Genomic DNA, 18,645 nt, shown 5'->3' on the forward strand with positions numbered 1-18,645 from the left:
ATCCGTCACCGTCGACGAGAGGGAACCATGCCCCAGATCACCACGCCCGTAGCGCTCTTCACCGGCCAGTGGGCCGACCTGCCGCTGGAGGAGGTCGCGCGGCTCGCGAGCGGCTGGGGCTTCGACGCCCTCGAGATCGCCTGCTCCGCCGAGCACCTCGACGTGTGGCGCGCGGCCGAGGACCCGGCCTACCTCCGCGGCCGCCTCGAGATCCTCGAGCGCCACGGCCTCCAGGTCTCCGCGCTCTCGCAGCACCTCACCGGCCAGGCCGTGTGCGACGACCCCATCGACTTCCGGCACCAGGCGATCCTGCGCTCCAAGGTGTGGGGCGACGGCCAGGCCGAGGGCGTGCGGCAGCGCGCGGCGGAGGAGCTGAAGCTCACGGCGAAGGCGGCCGCGGGGCTCGGGGTCACGCGCGTGACGGGCTTCACCGGATCCCGCATCTGGCCGTACGTCGCGATGTTCCCGCCCGTGCCCGCGTCGGTCATCGACGCCGGCTACCAGGACTTCGCCGACCGCTGGAACCCGATCATCGACGTGTTCGACGACGAGGGCGTGCGGTACGCGCTCGAGGTGCACCCGAGCGAGATCGCCTACGACTACTGGACCACCCGCCGCACGCTCGAGGCCATCGGGCACCGCCCGGGCTTCGGCCTCAACTGGGACCCGAGCCACATGATGTGGCAGGACATCGATCCCGTCGGCTTCCTCCTCGACTTCGCCGACCGGATCTACCACGTGCACGCGAAGGACACGAAGGTGAGCACGTCGAACGGCCGCGGCGGCCGCCTCGGCTCCCACCTCGGCTGGGGCGACCCGCGCCGCGGCTGGGACTTCGTCTCGGTCGGCCACGGCGACGTGCCCTTCGAGCGCGCCTTCCGGGCGCTCCGCAGCATCGGCTACGACGGTCCGGTGTCGGTGGAGTGGGAGGATGCGGGGATGGATCGCATGCACGGAGCCCCCGACGCCCTCGCGCAGGTGCGCTCCCTCCTCTGGCCGACGCCCGACAGCCTCTTCGACTCCGCGTTCGCGAACAACCGCGACGACGGGCCCGGCGACGGCCCCACCGGATCGGCCGCGTGACGCTGCGCGACGGCCAGCTGGCCCGCCTCCTCGTCGTCGACGTGGAGACGGGCGCCGAGCGCATGGTCGCCGAGTCGGCCGTGCTGCACATCGAGGCGCCGAACTGGACGCCCGACGGCCGCTGGCTCGTCGTGAACGCGGAGGGCGGGCTGTGGCGGCTGCCCGCGCCCGATGCGGAGGAGCCGGATCCCGACCTCCCCGAGCCCGCCGTCGACTTCCAGGCGGTCGACCTCGGCGGCGTCCCGCCCATCAACAACGACCACGTCATGTCGCCCGACGGCGCGCACGTGTACGTCTCCGGCCGCGACGGCCACCTCTACGACGTGCTCTGGAACGACGGCGCGGGCGGCCAGGGGCGGCGGATCACGGCCGACCGGGATCCGGCGCTCGGCTTCAAGAACTACCTGCACGGCGTCTCGCCCGACGGCTCGATGCTCAGCGTCATCGGCGGCCAGGTCGACGCGCGCGGCGAGTGGACCACGAACATCCACCTCGTGCCCGTCGACGGCGGCCCCACCACGCAGCTCACCGACGACGGCTTCCCGGACGACGGCGCCGAGTTCTCGCCCGACGGCGGCTGGCTCTACTTCAACTCCGAGCGCGGATCCGACCTGCCGGGCCACGCGCAGCTGTTCACGATGCGCACCGACGGCTCCGACACGCACCAGTTCACCTCCGACGAGCGCGTCAACTGGTTCCCGCACCCGTCGCCCGACGGCGAGCACATCGTCTACCTGTCCTTCCCGCCCGGGACGCTCGGCCACCCGGCCGACCGCGACGTGATCCTCCGCGTCATCGACCGGCAGAGCCACCGCACGCGCGACCTCGCGTCCTTCCCCGGCGGCCAGGGCACCATCAACGTCACCAGCTGGGCGCCCGACTCGCGCCGGTTCGCGTACGTCGCCTACCCGTTCGAGGCGCCGAGCCTGACCTGACCCCGGGCGCGCCCCGGGTCGGGCGGCCCGCGGCCAGGACGATCCGCGGAGCGTAGCCCCAGGTATTTCCCCAGTGTGAGGAGCCTCTACATGGGACCATGGACGCGTCCGCGCGCCACCTAGCCGTTCCGATTCCCGTCGGCCTCATCACCGGAGACCCCCGTGAACATCACCACGACCACCTGGCTCATCACGATCGCGGTCACCATCGCGTTCTTCGTCTACGAGTTCTTCACCCACGTGCGCAAGCCGCACGAGCCCACCATCGGCGAGTCCGCCCGCTGGTCGGCCTTCTACATCGGCCTCGCCCTGATCTTCGGCGTCGGCATCGGCTTCACCAGCGGCTGGGGCTACGGCGGCGAGTACTTCGCCGGCTACCTCACCGAGAAGGCCCTGTCGATCGACAACCTGTTCGTGTTCCTGCTGATCATGACCGGGTTCGCCGTGCCCCGGAAGTACCAGCAGAAGGTGCTGATGATCGGCATCGTCATCGCGCTGATCATGCGCGCCGGCTTCATCGCGCTCGGCGCCGCGCTCATCGAGAACTTCTCGTGGGTCTTCTACATCTTCGGCGCGCTCCTCTTCGTGCTCGCCTACCAGCAGCTCAAGGGCGACCACGGCGGCAACGCGGCGGACAACATGTTCGTGCGCATCGCCCGCCGGATCCTCCCCGTCCACGACGACTTCGTCGGCGACCGCTTCACCACGAAGATCGACGGCAAGCGCTTCGTCACCCCGCTGCTCCTCTGCGTCATCGCGATCGGCTTCGTCGACCTGGTGTTCGCGCTCGACTCGATCCCCGCGATCTACGGGCTCACGAACGAGGCGTACATCGTCTTCACCGCGAACGCGTTCGCGCTCATGGGCCTGCGCCAGCTGTACTTCCTCATCGGCGGCCTGCTCGAGCGCCTCGTGTACCTGTCGCAGGGCCTCGCGGTGATCCTCGCGTTCATCGGCGCGAAGCTCGTGCTGCACGCGATGCACGTCAATGAGCTGCCCTTCATCAACGGCGGCGAGCCGATGCTGTGGGCGCCCGAGATCCCGATCTGGTTCTCGCTCCTCTTCATCGGCGCCACCATCACGGTCGCCACCGTCGCGAGCCTCGCGAAGACCCGCGGCGACAAGCAGAAGGGCGACCGGAAGACGGTCGAGGGCGAGACGGTCACGCGCGCCACGGAGGAGAAGCACTAGCCCTCCGGCACGGAACGCACGACACGACACGACGGGCCCGGCGCATCACGCGCCGGGCCCGTCGTCCATGCGGCGGATGCGGGGATCAGCGCGACAGGAGCGTCGCCGCCTGCACCTCGGTGACGCGGCCGCGCGCGATGTGCAGCCGCCGCTCCGCGCGCCGGGCCACCGCGGAGTCGTGCGTGACGAGCACGAGCGTGAGCCCGCGATCCCGCCAGAGCCCCTCGAGCAGGTCCATGATCTCGTCGCGCGTCTCCTCGTCGAGGTTGCCCGTGGGCTCGTCGGCGAGGAGCACGGTCGGCTCCTTCACGAGCGCGCGGGCGATCGCGACGCGCTGCTGCTGGCCGCCCGAGAGCTGCGACGGGAGGTGGTCGGCCCGGTCGCCGAGCCCCACGAGCTCGAGCGCGGCGGTCGCGCGCGCTCGCCGCTCGGGGGTCGCGACGCGGAGCGGCTCGAGCGCGGTCTCGACGTTCTCGCGGGCGCTGAGGGTGGGGATCAGGTTGAAGCCCTGGAACACGAACCCGATCTGCGTGGCCCGCACCTCCGCCAGCCGGCGGTCGCCCGCGGTCGACAGGTCGTCGCCGCCGAGGGTCACGGTGCCGGAGGTGGGGCGGTCGAGCGCGCCGAGCATCTGGAGCAGCGTCGACTTGCCGCCGCCCGTCGGGCCCTGGATGGCGACGAGCTGGCCGTCGGGGATCTCGAGGGTGACGCCCTCGAGGGCGGTGACGTCGGTCGTGCCCTGGCGGTAGGTCTTGCGGACGTCCTGGAGCGTGTACATGGTGGTCCTTCCGGTTCTGGGGTGCGGGATGCGGGATGCGGTTCGCGGTCAGGCGATGGAGCGGAGCGCCTCGGCGGGGCGGAGCCGGGAGGCGCGCCATCCGCCGACGCCGCCGGCGAGGAGGCCGCCGAGCACGGACAGGCCGACGGCGACGAGGATCACCGACACCGTGACGGGCGCCTGCAGCACGACGTCGGTCGTGGCCGCGGCGACCTGGGGGCCGCCGAACCCGCCGCCCGTGCCGCCGCCCGCACCGCCGGGCATGCCGCCGGGTCCCGCGGTGGCGGCCGAGGATCCCGCGGAGAGCGTCGGCGCGATGACGTTCACGACGAGCACCGCCCCGAGCCCGACGACCACGCCGAGCGCGCCGCCGATGAGGCCCTGCACGAGCGACTCGCCCGCGACCTGCCGCACGATGCGCCGGTCGCTCCAGCCGATGGCCTTGAGCGTGCCGAACTCGCGGGTGCGGCGCGAGACGCCGGAGACGGTGAGCAGGATCGCGATCACGAACGCCGCCGCCAGCACGAGGAGCGAGAGCCAGGTGCCGAGGCTCGCGACGAGCGAGGACGCGGTGGAGAGGGATCCGGAGACGCTGGACGCGAGGTCCTCCTGCGTGCTGACGGTCGCGTCGGGCAGCGCGCCCTCGATCGCGGACTTCACGGCGGGGATGTCGGTGGAGGAGGCGGCCGTCACCGAGACGGTGGAGATCTGCCCGTCGAGGCCGGCGAGCGACTGCGCGACGTCGAGCGGGATGTAGGTGTTGGAGGCGGTCTCGGCGTCGGATCCGGTGGGCGCGACGATCCCGATGATCTGGAAGTCCGTGCCCGCGATCGCGAGCGTGCCGCCGACGGCGAGGTCGGTCGCGGTCGCGTAGGTCCGGTCGAGCACGACCACGTCGGATCCGGCGTCGTCCGCCGTGAAGGTGCGCCCGTCCACGAGGGTCGTCGCGGTGAGCGGGCCCACGGCGTCCGCGGCGGGATCGAGGCCCGTCACGCCGAACGAGTCGACGGAGAACGCGCTGCCGCCCGCGCCGTCGGCGCCGCCGGTGGGCGGGGCCATGCCGGCGCCGGGCGCGGTGCCGGTGCCGGTCCCGGCGTCGGTGCCCGTGCCGCCGGTGCTGTCCTGGCCGGGGATCCGCCCGCTGAACGACGTGTTCGTGAGGGTGAGCGTGCCCGCCGCGGCGGAGACGCCGTCGAGGCCGGAGACCGTGTCGACCGCGGCCTGGTCGAAGGTCGCGGTGCCGCGTCCGGCGATGAGGCGCGCGGTGCTGACGTCGGTCGTGCCGTCGGACGTGGTGCCGTCGTTCGCGCCGAACTGGAAGTCCTGCCCGGGCCCGGTGCCCGCGGCGGGCGCCTCGGCCGCCTGCGTCACGGTGATGTCGGTGCCGACGCCGTAGACCGACGCGAGCACCTGCGACTGCGCGGCCTTGACGCCGCCCGACACGCTGTCGACGACGATGACGAGCGCGATGGCGAGCGCCATCCCGATCGCGATGATGACCGTCTGCTTGCGGCGCTGCGTCAGCTCGCGCCGGAGATACGTTCCGAACATGGATCCTCCTGGTGGGTGTCCTCGGACCGTAGGGACGCGCTCCAAGCGCATGCCCAGCTGGATCTGCGAGGCCACCCGCGCTCGCCATGAGGACGCCATGAGGAGCGGCCGGCCTCGCGCGCGCGAGCATCCGAGGTCCACCCATGGCCGCCTCATGGCCTGTTCATAGGAAGATCCGCATGATGGATCCCGTGACCACCGCAACGCCTTCCGGCTTCCAGCCCGCCGCCGCCCCGCAGCCCCGCCTCACCCGCGCCGACGGGTCGCCCATCCGGGTGCTCGTCGTCGACGACGAGGCGTCCCTCACCGACCTGCTCCAGATGGCGCTCCGCTACGAGGGCTGGCAGATCCGCACGGCCGAGAACGGGCACCAGGCGCTCGCCGCCGCGCGCGAGTTCAAGCCCGACGCCGTCGTGCTCGACATCATGCTGCCGGACCTCGACGGCCTCCAGGTGCTGTCGCGGCTGCGCGCCGACGCCGAGGACATCCCCGTGCTCTTCCTCACCGCGAAGGACTCCCTCGACGACCGCCTCGCCGGCCTCACCGCGGGCGGCGACGACTACGTGACCAAGCCGTTCAGCCTGGAGGAGGTCGTGGCCCGGCTGCGCGGCCTCATCCGCCGTTCGACGCTCGTGGTGAGCGACAGCGTCGACCCGGTGATCCGCGTCGGCGACCTCACCCTCGACGAGGACAGCCACGAGGTCGCGCGCGCCGGCGACCCGATCGAGCTCACCGCGACCGAGTTCGAGCTGCTGCGCTACCTGATGCGCAACCCGCGCCGCGTGCTGAGCAAGCTGCAGATCCTCGACCGGGTCTGGAGCTACGACTTCGGCGGCAAGTCGAGCGTCGTCGAGATCTACATCTCCTACCTGCGCCGGAAGATCGACGCCGGCCGGAACCCCATGATCCACACCGTGCGCGGCAGCGGCTACATGCTCAAGGCCGCGGAGTGAGCGTCCCGCTGCGGGATCGCGTGGCGGCCGCCGCGGGTGGCATGACCCTCCGCCGGCGGCTCGTCCTCAGCGTCGTGGGGCTGCTGGCGCTGGCGAGCATCCTCATCGGGGCGGTGAGCATCCTCGCGCTCCGGGCAGAGCTCATGCAGCAGGTCGACCAGCAGCTCGAGGCCACCGCGGGGCGCTCGCAGAGCTTCGTCGACCGGGATCCGGACGACTACGGCAGCTTCCCCGGGGCGCCTCCCGGCGGGCTCGGCGCGTTCGGCCAGCAGGTCGGCACGATCAGCGCGACCATCGTCGACGGCGTCGTCTCGGGCGGGTACATCGCCGACCGCTCCGCCGCCCAGGGCGAGCCCGGCGGCGCGGGTGCGGTCGAGCTGACCGCGCGCCAGAGCGAGCAGCTGCAGAGCGTCCCGACCGACGGGGTCCCGCGCACAGTCGACCTCGGCGGCGCGCTCGGCAGCTACCGTCTCGTCGGCCAGACCTCCTCGTCGGGCGCGACCATCGTCACCGGCCTGCCGACCAAGCCCGCCGACGACGTGGTCGCCCAGCTCATCCTGGTGATCGTGGTGGTCGCCGCCCTCACGCTCGCCCTGGCCGCGGTGCTCGGCGCCGTCATCGTGCGCCGTGCGCTGCGTCCGCTCGACCGGGTCGTCGACACGGCGACCCACGTCGCCGCGCTCGAGCTCGACCGCGGCGACGTGGCGCTCGAGGCGCGCGTGCCCGCATCCGACACCGACGAGCGCACCGAGGTCGGCCGCGTGGGCGCCGCGCTCAATGGCCTGCTCGGCCACGTCGCCGCGGCGCTGTCGTCGCGGCAGGCGAGCGAGGCCAAGGTGCGGCGGTTCGTGTCGGACGCGAGCCACGAGCTGCGCACGCCGCTCGCCTCCATCCGCGGCTACGCCGAGCTCACGCGTCGCGGGCCGCACCAGCTGCCCGAGGACGTGACGCACTCGCTGTCGCGCATCGAGTCGGAGTCCGTGCGCATGACCACGATCGTCGAGGACCTCCTGCTCCTCGCGCGCCTCGACGAGGGGCGCGAGCTGGAGTCGGATCCGGTCGACCTCACGCGCATCCTCCTCGACACGGCGGGCGACGCTAGCGCCGCCGGTCCGGACCACGACTGGGACGTCGACCTGCCCGACCGCTCCGTCACGGTCCCCGGCGACGACGCGCGGCTCCGCCAGGTGGTCGTCAACCTGCTCGCCAACGCCCGCACGCACACTCCGGCCGGCACGCGCGTCGTCGCGTCGCTCGCGGTCGAGGGCGCCGGGCCGGACGCGCACGCCGTCATCCGCGTGAGCGACGACGGGCCCGGCATCCCGCCCGAGCTGCAGGCCACGCTGTTCGAGCGCTTCGTGCGCGGCGACGGATCCCGCGCCCGCTCCACCGGCGGCACGGGCCTCGGCCTCGCGATCGCGCAGGCGATCGTCGCGGCGCACCAGGGCGCGCTGTGGGTGGAGTCGGAGCCGGGCCGCACGGTCTTCGGCGTGCGGCTGCCGGTCGAGCGGCGCGCCGCGGAGGCGCGGGCCGCGGCCGGTGCGCCGGCCGGCTCCGCATCCGACCGCTGGGCGCCGCCGTCGGGTGCGCCCGTCGCGAGCCGGCCGGGACCGCGCGCGGCCGGCTGACGCGAGCAGGCAGCGCCCGTCATCAGCCGGCGCGCTCGAGGGCCGGGGTCGCGAAGGCGAGGGCGACCAGGACTCCGAGGAATGTCGCCGTGAACATGAACACCGCGAGCAGCTGGAGCTGCCAGCGGCCGACCGCGCACAGGACGGTGAGCACGAGGAGCGTCGCACCGTGCGCGAGCATCGCGCCGACGAACGCGCGCACGGTCTCCGCGTCCAGGCTGAGGGAGGGGATCGCATCAGGCCCCGGATAGCCCGTTCCCGCCTGCGAGGCGACGAGGAGCGTCACGTTGGACCATGCGGACACGTGGAGGAGCAGCACCGACATGGCGGTGGCGGTCACGGCGAGCCGGATGGATCGCGGAGTCCATGGCGGGAGCGGATGCGGTTCCCGCCAGCATCGCGCCCAGGGATCCGGTGCCGGGTCACCGCGGTGCATCGGCCACCGCTCCCGCGCCCAGCGCGACGCTCGCCAGCCCGGCCCCGAGCGCGAGCGCGAGGGCGAGGAGCGCGACGCCCATCATCGTGTGCAGCGTCCGTCGCTGACCGCGACCCTCGGCCGTCGCGAGCCCCAGCCAGATGACGAGGATCGCGAACCAGTGCAGCCCCGCGGAGGCGCCGAGCGCCTCGGCTGCGACAGCCGCGCTGGGCTCCCGGAGGAAGCCGATGACGTCGAGGTTCGCGATCGCGCCGAGGAACAGCAGGAACGCGGCGAGGCAGATCGCGCCTGCTGCGAGCCACCCTCGCTCCCTCGGCAGGAAGGCCGGCTCGGGGTCGTCGTGGACGGTGATCATGCGGTTCGCGCTCCTCCGTGACCCGCCGTTGCGCGCCTCCCTTCGACCGTACGGACGGCGCTCGCCGCGGCCGAGCCCTGTGCGGACCACCCGGGTCGCCCGGCGTGATGACGCCGCGTGGCCCGCGCGACGGACGCCCACGCAGGTCGGCGGCGCATGATCGGGGCATGGATCCCGTCCGCCGCCTCATGTTCTGGCTGCGCGTGCCGTTCGTCGCGGACGCGGCGCTGGTCGTCATCGGGATCGCGCTGCTCGTGGGCGGCGACGGGGTCGGCTGGTGGGTGCTCGTGTTCGCGGGGCTGCGGGCGGTGGTCGGCGTGGTGGCCATCGTGTGGATCGCGCCGCGGATGATCGCGCGGCTCTCCCCGGACGACGCGACGGGCGCTTCCGGCGCGACCGGCACCGGCACCGAGCCCGACCCCGCCCGGTCGCCCGGCCCGCCCCGTCGCTAGGCTGGACCCCTGATCCGGGCGCCCGTGCCGCGGATCGAGAGGGTCGTCATCGTGAGCGCAGAGCCAGTCGTCGTCGAGTCCGCGGAGCCCGCAGGCGGCGTCACCGTGCGACGCGCGCGCACCGGCGACGTGCCCCGCATCCAGCAGCTCGTCGAGCCGCTCGTGATGGAGGGGATCCTCCTCGGCAAGGACCTCGTGGTGCTCTACGAGAACGTGCAGGAGTTCCGGGTCGCGGTCGACGCGTCCGGCGAGGTCGTCGGCTGCGGCGCGCTGCACGTGATGTGGGAGGACCTCGGCGAGATCCGCACCCTCGCGGCCGCCCCGCACACGCGCGGCACCGGCGTCGGCCACGCGCTGCTCGCGCGCCTCGAGGACGACGCCCGCGAGCTCGGCCTCAGCCGCCTGTTCTGCCTGACCTTCGAGGTCGGCTTCTTCTCGCGCCACGGCTACCACGAGGTCGCGGAGTCGATCATCGCGCAGGAGATCTACTACGAGATGCTCCGCTCGCACGACGAGGGCATCGCCGAGTTCCTCGACCTCTCGCGCGTGAAGCCGAACACCCTCGGCAACACGCGCATGCTCAAGGCGCTCTGACCGGATCCGCCGTCGGGCGCCCTCGCGCGCCTGCCGTTCGACCTGGAGGGACGCGGCCGGCGGGCGCGCCGACCCGGCCGGGCGGGTGCCCGACCGTAGCCTGAGGTCATGTCCTCGACCTCGCCCGGAGGCCGCCCGTCCGCGGCCGTGTACCGCCGTCGCCGTCTGCTCGCGCTGCTCGTCGTGGTGGCCGTGATCGCGGTCGTCGTGATCATCGTCTCCAACCTCGGCCGCGGCTCGGCCGACACCGCGGCTCCCGGCGCGACGCCCACCGCGGACGCCGCCCCCGACGGCGACTCGGGCGCCGATGCCGCCGAGACGACCCCCTCTCCTACTCCGAGCGCGAGCGCGAGCGCCGGCACGGAGACGAACGCCGACGGATCCTGCGCCGCGGGCCAGCTGACCGTCACCCCCGTCACCGACGCCGCCTCCTACAAGGCCGGCGTGCTGCCGAAGCTCTCCTTCACCGTGACGAACACGGGAATGGAGCCCTGCACCGCGAACCTCGGGACGACCACGCAGGTGTTCACGATCTCGAGCGGATCCGACGTCTACTGGAAGTCGACCGACTGCCAGACGGGCGCGGAGGACGCCGAGGTCGAGCTCGCCGCCCGCACGCCGCAGACGTCGTCGCCGTTCGAGTGGTCGCGCCAGCGGTCGTCGACCACCACGTGCCAGGAGGCGGAGCGCCCGGCCGTGCCTGCCGGCGGCGCGACGTACACGCTGTCGGTCGAGGTCGCGGGCGTGAAGAGCGCCGAGCCGAAGTCGTTCCTGCTCTACTGACGCGCGCGGTGCCGCCCGCCCATGTGCGTACATGAGGACGGTTCCTGATTGGATGCATGCATTGCCATCCATGCATGTGTCTGTCATCCTGATGCTCCACCCACGAGAGGACGCACCATGACCGACACCACCGAGACCCACGCCGAGCACACCGTCGCCGACCACCAGCACGGCGCCGACTGCGGTCACGAGACCGTCACGCACGAGGACCACGTGGACTACGTCCACGACGGCCACAAGCACGCCGAGCACGGCGACCACTACGACGAGCACTGATCCCTCCGCGCGACGTCGCGCGAGGATCGACACGGGGACCGATCCGCGAGGGCCGGTCCCCGTCGTCGTCTCCCGCCGGAGCGTGCGTGCCGTCCCCATAGGATCGACGAGATGACCTACCCACCCGCCGGCTTCGAGCAGGCAGCCGACCTCTTCAAGGTGCTGTCGTCCTCCGCGCGCCTCGGCCTGCTGGGTCTCCTCGCGGCGCGGCGGATGACCGTCTCCGAGCTCGTCGAGGAGTCGGGGCTCTCGCAGCCGCTCGTCTCGCAGCACCTGCGCGTGCTGCGGTCGTCCGGGCTCGTGACCGTGGAGCGCGACGGGCGCGTCGCCCACTACGAGGTGGCGGACACGCACGTGACCCACGTGGTGGACGACGCCGTGGCGCACGTGCGGGAGCACGCGGCCGGCCCCGTCGACGCGCGCTGACCTCGTCCCCGGGGTGCGCGCTGCCGGGCAGCCCGGGTCGCGGCCCGCTCGTCAGAACGCCTCGTCGAGCTCCTTCTCCCGCTCGCTCTTCGCGAGGGAGAACGCGCGGCCGAGCGCGGAGAACAGCGGCCCCCACTCGGCGTCGACGATCTGCGTGAAGCCGAGACGTCGGGCCTCCGCCGCGCGCTGCGGGGCGGACGTGACGCCGCGGATCTCGCCCGCGAGGCTGATCTCGCCGAACGCCGCGAGGTCGTGCGGCATGGCCTTGCCGTTGACGGCGGAGACGAGCGCGACGGCGATGGCGAGATCCGCCGCGGGCTCGGTGAGCCGCACGCCGCCGACGGTGGAGACGTAGACGTCGCGATCCGAGAGCCGCACGTTGGCGCGCTTCTCGAGCACGGCGAGGAGCATCGCGACGCGGGAGGCATCGACCCCGTTGACCACCCGGCGCGGCTGCGGTGCCTTGGTGTCGACGACGAGCGCCTGCACCTCCACGGGCAGGGCGCGGCGGCCCTCCATCGCGACGGTGACGCACGTGCCGGAGACCGAGTGGATGCCGCGCGAGAGGAACATGCCGCTGGGATCCGGCACCTCGACGATGCCGTCGCCCGCCATCTCGAAGCAGCCGACCTCGTCGGTGGGCCCGAAGCGGTTCTTGAGCGCGCGGATGAAGCGCAGCGACGTCTGCCGGTCGCCCTCGAACTGGCAGACCACGTCGACGAGGTGCTCGAGGAGCCGTGGGCCGGCGATGGATCCGTCCTTCGTGACGTGGCCGACGAGCAGGAGCGGCAGGTCGCGCTCCTTGCAGACGCGGATGAGGGTGACGGCGACCTCGCGCACCTGGCCGGGGTGGCCGGGCAGGCCGTCGGACGTGCTGCTGGAGACGGTCTGCACGGAGTCGACGATGAGGAGGTCGGGGGCGACCTGCTCGATGTGGCCGAGGATCGTGCCGAGGTCGGTCTCGGCCGCGATCAGGAGCGACTCCTGCAGCCCGCCCGTGCGCTCGGCGCGCATGCGCACCTGCGCGACGGACTCCTCGGCCGTGACGTAGAGGACCTTCGCGCCCTTCGCGGCGGCGCGGGCCGCGACCTCGAGCAGCAGCGTGGACTTGCCGACGCCGGGCTCGCCGCTCATGAGGATGGCGGCGCCGGGCACGATGCCGCCGCCGAGCACCCGGTCGAGCTCGCCGACGCCGCTCGGCATGTGGCTGGCGGACGCGGTGCCGACGTGCATGATCGAGCGCGCCTGGCTGGATCCCGCGGGCGTGAGCGTGGTGACCCGACCGGCAGCCGCGGGCGTCTGCGACACCTCGGCGACGGTGTTCCAGCTCCGGCACTCGGCGCACTGTCCCACCCACTTCGGGGTCGTCCACCCGCACTCCGAGCAGCGGTACGTGGAGTGGGTGCGGGCCATGCGGGGGACTCTACCGGCGGGCACCGACATGGGCGGACCAGCCGGCGTCAGGCGTCGCGGCGGTGGAACAGGAGGGCCGCGGCGGCCCCGGGATCAGGACCCATGCCGCGGTGACCGCGAACTCGAGGCCGGTCGCGGGCGGTGGGCTGATGCTCCCGGTCGTGCCCGTGAGGATCCGGCCGGCGGTCGTGAGCAGGAGGTCGTACGCGGGCACGTCGCCGAGGTCGGGGATCAGGGCGACGAGCTGGGGGAGCACGAGCTGGATCGCGACGACGGCGGTGATCGCCGCGACGCCGCTGCGCATCAGGGTCGCGAGCGCCAGGCCGAGGAGGGCGACCATCGCGAGGTAGGCGCCGGATCCGAGCAGCGGCCCGAGCACACCCCACGACGCGAGGCTGCCGTCGTAGCCGAGGTCGGCGCGCGTGCCGATGGTCAGCAGGTAGGCGGCGAGGCCGGGCACGACCCCGAGCCCGAACGCGACCAGCGCGACCGCGAGCGCCTTCGCGGCCAGCGCCTCGAGCCGGTCCGGCACCGCGGCCAGGGTGGAGGCGATCGTGCCGCTCGAGTGCTCGGAGCCCATGGCGAGCACCCCGAGAACGCCGACGACGATCTGGGTCAGCAGCAGGGGAGTCGTGAGGATGGCGGCCGTGCCCGCCTCCGCCATCGACGGGGAGGCGCCGGCGGGCAGCGGGTTCGCCACGAGGGCTGCCATGGCGCTCATGCCGACGGCGCCGGACGCGACCAGCGCGATGGTCCATCGCGTGGATCGGAGCGTCGCGAGCTTCAGCAGCTCCGCGTGGGTCGCGCGCCGGAGCGTGACCCGTGTGCGCGGGGCGGCGTGCGCGGTGCGCGGACAGTGGGTCGTAGCGGCCTCGGGGATCATGCGGCTGACGTTACGGAGCGGAGCGGTGGACCGAGTCGGGCGGCGGTGCCGGGCGGATGGGTCCCGGGTGCCGCCCGGCGGCTCGGATCCGGTGCGCGGGGATGCCATGGGCGCATGTCCGGGGATCGCCGGGGGAGCCGCCGCGGGGTGGGCCCGAGCACGCGCCGCGACCCGGCGGCCCGAGCGCGTCAGCGCCCCGACACCTCCAGCGCCCGCACCGTCGCCGGGAGGAAGGGCAGGAAGGCGCTCGCCCAGACGCGGTAGCCGCGGTCGTTCGGGTGGAAGAGGTCGCCGGCGGCCTGCGTGATCGCGAGCACCGCGGTCTGGCGGCGGGTGATGCGGTGCAGCGGCGCGAGGCGGAGGCCGCGGTCGGTGGCGAGGCGGCGCACGATCTCGTTCGCGACCCGCACCTTGCGCTCGCTCGCCGGGAAGTGGAAGCACGGCAGGTCGGCGACGACGGTGGTCGGCGGGACGGCGTCGAGGATCCGGCCGAGGGCGTCCTCGAACGCGACCGGCTCGAACGCGGCGATGTCGTTGGCGCCGATCGCGAGGGTCACGACGTCGGGCTGCAGCTTCGCGAGGCGGGGGAGCTGGTACTCGACGAGGTCCTGGACGCGGGCGCCCGAGACGCTGAGGTTGACGGTGCGGACCGAGCGGCCGCTGAGCGCGCGGATCCGGTCGGCGAGGATCCCGACGTACCCGTTGCCGGGGCGGCTCGCGCCGATGCCCTGCGCGGTCGAGTCGCCGAGCGCCACGTAGAGGAGGTCGCCGTCGAGCTTCGCGTGCTCGCGCCACCAGGCGGAGTTCACGGGGAGCGTCTCGTTGAGGATCGCGGCGCGCTCGCGGCGGCCGGCCTCGAACCGGCGCGGCACCACGAGGGCGGCGGCGGCGAGGCCGCCGAGCGCGGCGGCGGCGGAGGCGAGGAGGGCGGCGGGACGGGCGGAGCGGGTGGATCTCTGGGGCACCACGGGAGCCTACGCTCGTGGATCCGGGTGCCGGCTGGCCGCGCGCTATGCGTCCTCCGGCGCCCGCCCCGCCCCCGCCGGCACGAAGCGGTAACCCATGCCGGGGTCGGTGAGCAGGTGCCGCGGGTGGGCCGGATCCGGCTCGAGCTTCTTGCGCAGCTGCGCCACGTAGAGGCGGAGGTAGCCGCTGTCGTTCACGTGGGTCGGGCCCCAGATCTCGGTGAGGAGCGTCTGGCGGGAGACGAGCCGGTCCGGGTTCCGCACGAGCAGCTCGAGCACCTGCCACTCGGTGGGGGTGAGGCGCACGCGCTGGTCGGCGCGGGTGACGACGCGGGCGGCGAGGTCGACCGTGACGTCGGCGAACGAGACCGTCGCGGAGCGGTCCTCGTCGGCGGCGGCACGGCGGCCGAGGGCGCGGATCCGGGCGAGCAGCTCGTCGATGGAGAACGGCTTGGTCACGTAGTCGTCGGCGCCCGCGTCGAGCGCCTCGACCTTGTCGGCGGCGCCCGAGCGGCCGGAGACCACGAGGATCGGCGCGGTCGACCACAGTCGGAGGGCCTGGATCACCTCGACGCCGTCGAGCCGCGGCATGCCGAGGTCGATCATGTAGAGGTCGGGCTTCTCCGCGACGGCCGCGCGGACGGCGGCGGCGCCGTCCTCCGCGGTGACGATGTCGTAGCCGAGGCTCGTGAGCGTGATGCGCAGCGCCCGCAGGATCTGCTGGTCGTCGTCGGCGATGAGGATCTTCACGCGGATACCTCCGATGTGGTCGCGGGGGCGTCGGCGACGGGCTCGGCGCCGGCCCGGCACACGGGCAGCGCGACCACCATCGTGAGGCCGCCGCCCGGGGTGTCCTCGGCGGTGAGCGTGCCGCCCATCCCCTCGGTGAAGCCCTTCGAGAGGGCGAGGCCGAGGCCGAGGCCGGACGCGTTGTCGGTGTCGCCGAGGCGCTGGAACGGCACGAACATGTCGTCGCGGCGCTCGGGCGCGACGCCGGGGCCGTGGTCCACGACGCGGATCTCCACGGACTCGGCGAACGCGCTCGTGCTGAGCCGCACGGGCACGCCGTCGGGCGCGTGCCGCACGGCGTTGCTCAGCAGGTTGACGACCACGCGCTGGAGGAGGCCAGGATCCGCGACCGCGCCGGGCAGGTCGGGCGCCAGGTCGAGCACGGCGTCGGCGGGGCCGAGGTCGAGCTCGTCGAGCGCGGCGAGCACGACGTCGTCGAGGTCGACGTCCATGAGCCGCACGCCGAGCACGCCGGCCTGCACGCGGCTGACGTCGAGGAGGTCGGTGACGAGGTCGGCGAGCGTGCCGAGGCTCTCCTCGGCGGTGGCGAGCAGCTCCTCGCGGTCGCCGTCGGCCCAGCGCATGTCGGGGGAGCGGAGCGCGGTGACCGCGGCGGTCGCGGCGCTCAGCGGCCGGCGGAGGTCGTGGCTGACGGCCGAGAGGAGGGCCGTGCGCACGCGGTCGGTCTGCGCGAGCGGGCCGACCTCGCGGGCGGTGTCGGAGAGGTCGCGGTGCTCGAGCGCGGCGTCGAGCTGCGCGGCGATGACCCGGAGGAGCCGGCGGCCGGACGCCTCGAGGTCGTCGCCGTAGAGGGTGAGCACGCCGCGGGATCCCACGGCCACGTCGGTCGCGGCGGCGCCGGTCACGACGCCGTCCCACGCGATCGTCTCCCCACGGTCGACTAGCTTCACGCCCTGCAGGCCGAACGCCTCGCGCGTGCGGCTCACGAGCGCGTGCACGGCGCCCTCGCCGCGGAGCACGGATCCGGACACCGTCGCCAGCAGCTCGGCCTCCGCGGCGGCGCGGCGGGCGAGGCGGGTGCGGCGGGCGGCCTGGTCGACGATCCAGCTGACGAGCAGCGCGATGACCACGTAGAGGATGAGGGCGAGCATGTGCAGCGGCTCGTCGACGGTGATCGTGTAGAGCGGGTCGATGAAGAAGTAGTCGAGCGTGAACCCGGAGAGCACGGCCGCGAACAGGGCCGGCCAGATCCCGCCGACGAGCGCGACGAGCACCACGAGCAGCTGGTAGGAGAGCACGTCGCTCGTGATCGAGTCCTCGGAGCGCGTGGCGGAGAGCAGCCACGTGAGCAGCGGCCCGCCGCCGAGCGCGAGCAGCGCGCCCATGATCCGGCGCCGCATGCTGAGCGCGCCGCCCCGGATCCTGGGCAGCCGGAAGCGCCCGCCCGCGGCCGCGTGCGTGACGATGTGCACGTCGATGTCGCCGGACTCGCGGATCACCGTGGCGCCGATGCCGGGCCCGGTCGCCGCGGCGGCGAGGCGGCTCCGGCGGCTCACGCCGAGCACGAGCTGCGTCGCGTTGGAGGCGCGTGCGAACTCCACGAGCGCGCGCGGGATGTCGTCGCCGACGACCTGGTGGTAGCTGCCGCCGAGCGAGTCGACGAGCGCGCGCTGGCTCGCGAGCGCCTCCGGGCTGCCGGAGCGGAGGCCGTCCTGGCTGGACACGTGCACGGCGAGGAGCTCCCCGCCGGCCGAGCGGGCCGCGATCCGGGCGCCGCGGCGGAGGAGCGTCTCGCCCTCGGGTCCGCCGGTGAGCGCGACGACCACGCGCTCGCGGGCCTCCCATCGGGCGTCGATCCCCTTCTCGTCGCGGTACGCGGCGAGCGCGGTGTCGACCTCGTCGGCGAGCCAGAGGAGCGCGAGCTCGCGGAGCGCGGTGAGGTTGCCGAGACGGAAGTAGTGGGAGAGGGCCGCGTCGATCCGCTCGGCCGGGTACACGCGCCCGCCGGCGAGCCGGTCGCGCAGGGCCTCGGGCGCCAGGTCGATGACCTCGATCTGGTGGGCCTCGCGGAGCACGCGGTCGGGGATCGTCTCGCGCTGCGGCACCCCGGTGATCTTCTCGACCACGTCGTTGAGCGACGCGATGTGCTGGATGTTGACGGTGGAGATCACGTCGATGCCGGCGTCGCGGATGAGGTCCACGTCCTGCCAGCGCTTGTCGCTCCGCCCGCCCGGCGCGTTGGTGTGGGCGAGCTCGTCGACCAGCGCGATGGTCGGCCGGCGGGCGATGACCGCGTCCACGTCGAGGTCCGTGATCTCCACCCCGCGGTGCGACACCTCGCGCCGCGGCAGGATCTCCAGCCCCTCGAGCATCGCCGCCGTGGCGGCGCGGCCGTGGGTCTCCACGACCGCCACCACCACGTCGGCGCCCTCGTCGCGCAGCCGCCTGCCCTCCTCGAGCATCGCGTAGGTCTTGCCCACGCCCGGCGCCGCTCCCAGCAGCACCCGCAGTCGACCGCGCTTCATGTCTTCTCTCTCTTGCCCGCGTGGTGCGGGCGTCAGCCGCCGAGGCCGGCGAGCGCGATGTTCAGCTGGAGCACGTTCACGGTCGGCTCCCCGAGGTAGCCGAGGTCGCGCGCCTGCACGTGCTGCTCGACGAGGCTCGCGACCTGCTGCTCGGGGATGCCCCGGGCCGAGGCCACGCGCGCCACCTGCTCCCGAGCGTATTCCGGGCTGATGTGAGGATCGAGCCCCGACGCGGACGCGGTGAGCGCGTCGGCCGGGATGGTGCTCGGGTCCACGCCGTCGGACGCGGCGATCGCGGCCTTCCGCTCCTCGATGGAGGCGACCAGGTCCTCGTTCTCGGGGCCGAGGTTGCTGCCGCTCGAGGCGGACGCGTCGTAGCCGTCGCCCGCGGCCGACGGCCGGGACTGGAACCACTCCGGGAGGGCGGCGCCGTCGGAGTCCTGGAAGGACTGGCCGATCAGCGACGAGCCGACGACCTGCCCGTCGGCGGAGACGAGCGAGCCGTCCGCCTGCGCGGGGAGCGCGAGCTGGCCGATGCCCGTGACGACGGCCGTGTAGCCGACGCCGAGGACGACGGTGAGGACGGCCATCGCGCGGACGGCGACGCCGGCGGTGCGGAGGGACTGGCGGGGGGAGGACATGCGCTTCCTTCTATTGGCTGTTCGGTG

The 18,645-nt window shown here is 73.6% G+C and carries 20 protein-coding genes; 10 read left to right on the forward strand and 10 right to left on the reverse strand.

The features are described 5' to 3' along the window. Window positions 1-27 precede the first annotated feature (27 nt). The 3 genes from FGI33_RS14275 (at window position 28) to FGI33_RS14285 (ending at window position 3,209) form a co-directional block, all read left to right on the forward strand. Window positions 28-1,083, forward strand: a complete 1,056-nt coding sequence (locus tag FGI33_RS14275; RefSeq protein ID WP_119434838.1) for a sugar phosphate isomerase/epimerase family protein — start codon at window positions 28-30, stop codon at window positions 1,081-1,083. Beyond that, a complete protein-coding gene (locus FGI33_RS14280; protein WP_119434839.1) occupies window positions 1,080-2,018 on the forward strand; it encodes a TolB family protein in 939 nt (312 codons plus the stop codon). The genes FGI33_RS14275 and FGI33_RS14280 overlap by 4 nt, the downstream gene beginning before the upstream one ends. 162 nt (window positions 2,019-2,180) lie before the next feature. Beyond that, a complete protein-coding gene (locus FGI33_RS14285; RefSeq protein ID WP_119434840.1) occupies window positions 2,181-3,209 on the forward strand; it encodes a TerC family protein in 1,029 nt (342 codons plus the stop codon). Window positions 3,210-3,294: 85 nt separating this feature from the next. Here FGI33_RS14285 and FGI33_RS14290 read toward each other — a convergent pair whose 3' ends face one another. Then, the gene (locus FGI33_RS14290; RefSeq protein WP_119434841.1) at window positions 3,295-3,987 is read right to left on the reverse strand and encodes an ABC transporter ATP-binding protein; all 693 of its coding nucleotides are present in this window, start codon (window positions 3,985-3,987) and stop codon (window positions 3,295-3,297) included. 48 nt (window positions 3,988-4,035) lie between these two features. Continuing rightward, entirely contained in the window at window positions 4,036-5,538 is a 1,503-nt protein-coding gene (locus tag FGI33_RS14295) for an ABC transporter permease (protein ID WP_237582056.1), read from the reverse strand. Between the two features lie 179 nt (window positions 5,539-5,717). Between FGI33_RS14295 and FGI33_RS14300 the strand changes: the two genes are divergently transcribed. Next, window positions 5,718-6,491 (forward strand): response regulator transcription factor, encoded by a 774-nt coding sequence (locus tag FGI33_RS14300; RefSeq protein ID WP_086521790.1) that lies wholly within the window; start codon window positions 5,718-5,720, stop codon window positions 6,489-6,491. A gap of 41 nt (window positions 6,492-6,532) precedes the next feature. Next, the gene (locus FGI33_RS14305) at window positions 6,533-8,119 is read left to right on the forward strand and encodes a sensor histidine kinase (RefSeq protein WP_474198191.1); all 1,587 of its coding nucleotides are present in this window, start codon (window positions 6,533-6,535) and stop codon (window positions 8,117-8,119) included. Window positions 8,120-8,141: 22 nt separating this feature from the next. Here FGI33_RS14305 and FGI33_RS14310 read toward each other — a convergent pair whose 3' ends face one another. Together FGI33_RS14310 and FGI33_RS14315 are read right to left on the reverse strand one after the other, a co-directional pair. After that, window positions 8,142-8,459, reverse strand: coding sequence for a hypothetical protein (locus tag FGI33_RS14310; protein WP_237582058.1), 318 nt, complete (start codon window positions 8,457-8,459; stop codon window positions 8,142-8,144). 82 nt (window positions 8,460-8,541) lie between these two features. Next, a complete protein-coding gene (locus FGI33_RS14315; protein WP_119434719.1) occupies window positions 8,542-8,910 on the reverse strand; it encodes a hypothetical protein in 369 nt (122 codons plus the stop codon). A 167-nt stretch (window positions 8,911-9,077) separates the two neighbouring features. On the opposite strand from FGI33_RS14315, the gene FGI33_RS14320 reads away from it, so the two are divergent. The 5 genes from FGI33_RS14320 (at window position 9,078) to FGI33_RS14340 (ending at window position 11,441) form a co-directional block, all read left to right on the forward strand. After that, window positions 9,078-9,362 (forward strand): hypothetical protein, encoded by a 285-nt coding sequence (locus tag FGI33_RS14320; protein ID WP_237582059.1) that lies wholly within the window; start codon window positions 9,078-9,080, stop codon window positions 9,360-9,362. Between the two features lie 51 nt (window positions 9,363-9,413). After that, window positions 9,414-9,956, forward strand: coding sequence for an amino-acid N-acetyltransferase (locus FGI33_RS14325; RefSeq protein WP_119403178.1), 543 nt, complete (start codon window positions 9,414-9,416; stop codon window positions 9,954-9,956). Window positions 9,957-10,064: 108 nt separating this feature from the next. Next, window positions 10,065-10,739 carry a hypothetical protein gene (locus tag FGI33_RS14330; RefSeq protein ID WP_119434720.1) on the forward strand — a complete coding sequence of 225 codons (675 nt, stop codon included), beginning with the start codon at window positions 10,065-10,067 and terminating at the stop codon, window positions 10,737-10,739. Between the two features lie 117 nt (window positions 10,740-10,856). Then, entirely contained in the window at window positions 10,857-11,015 is a 159-nt protein-coding gene (locus FGI33_RS14335; RefSeq protein WP_119434721.1) for a zinc transporter permease, read from the forward strand. A gap of 111 nt (window positions 11,016-11,126) precedes the next feature. Then, window positions 11,127-11,441, forward strand: a complete 315-nt coding sequence (locus tag FGI33_RS14340) for an ArsR/SmtB family transcription factor (protein ID WP_119402067.1) — start codon at window positions 11,127-11,129, stop codon at window positions 11,439-11,441. Window positions 11,442-11,492: 51 nt separating this feature from the next. Here FGI33_RS14340 and radA read toward each other — a convergent pair whose 3' ends face one another. The 6 genes from radA to kdpC form a co-directional block, all read right to left on the reverse strand. Further along, a complete protein-coding gene (gene radA, locus FGI33_RS14345) occupies window positions 11,493-12,854 on the reverse strand; it encodes a DNA repair protein RadA (RefSeq protein WP_237582060.1) in 1,362 nt (453 codons plus the stop codon). Between the two features lie 10 nt (window positions 12,855-12,864). Continuing rightward, window positions 12,865-13,737, reverse strand: a complete 873-nt coding sequence (locus FGI33_RS14350; protein WP_182623309.1) for an ABC transporter permease subunit — start codon at window positions 13,735-13,737, stop codon at window positions 12,865-12,867. 188 nt (window positions 13,738-13,925) lie between these two features. After that, window positions 13,926-14,702, reverse strand: coding sequence for an SGNH/GDSL hydrolase family protein (locus tag FGI33_RS14355; protein WP_237582061.1), 777 nt, complete (start codon window positions 14,700-14,702; stop codon window positions 13,926-13,928). A gap of 45 nt (window positions 14,703-14,747) precedes the next feature. Continuing rightward, window positions 14,748-15,452 (reverse strand): response regulator, encoded by a 705-nt coding sequence (locus FGI33_RS14360; protein ID WP_119402073.1) that lies wholly within the window; start codon window positions 15,450-15,452, stop codon window positions 14,748-14,750. Continuing rightward, window positions 15,449-17,977: a DUF4118 domain-containing protein gene (locus FGI33_RS14365; protein ID WP_119434347.1), complete on the reverse strand. Its 2,529-nt coding sequence runs from the start codon at window positions 17,975-17,977 to the stop codon at window positions 15,449-15,451. Before FGI33_RS14365 ends, FGI33_RS14360 begins: the two co-directional genes overlap by 4 nt. A 32-nt stretch (window positions 17,978-18,009) precedes the next feature. Then, entirely contained in the window at window positions 18,010-18,618 is a 609-nt protein-coding gene (gene kdpC / locus FGI33_RS14370) for a potassium-transporting ATPase subunit KdpC (RefSeq protein WP_119434348.1), read from the reverse strand. Window positions 18,619-18,645 lie beyond the last annotated feature (27 nt).

This window comes from Clavibacter phaseoli, assembly GCF_021922925.1.
In the GTDB taxonomy this organism is placed as follows: Bacteria; Actinomycetota; Actinomycetes; order Actinomycetales; family Microbacteriaceae; genus Clavibacter; species Clavibacter phaseoli.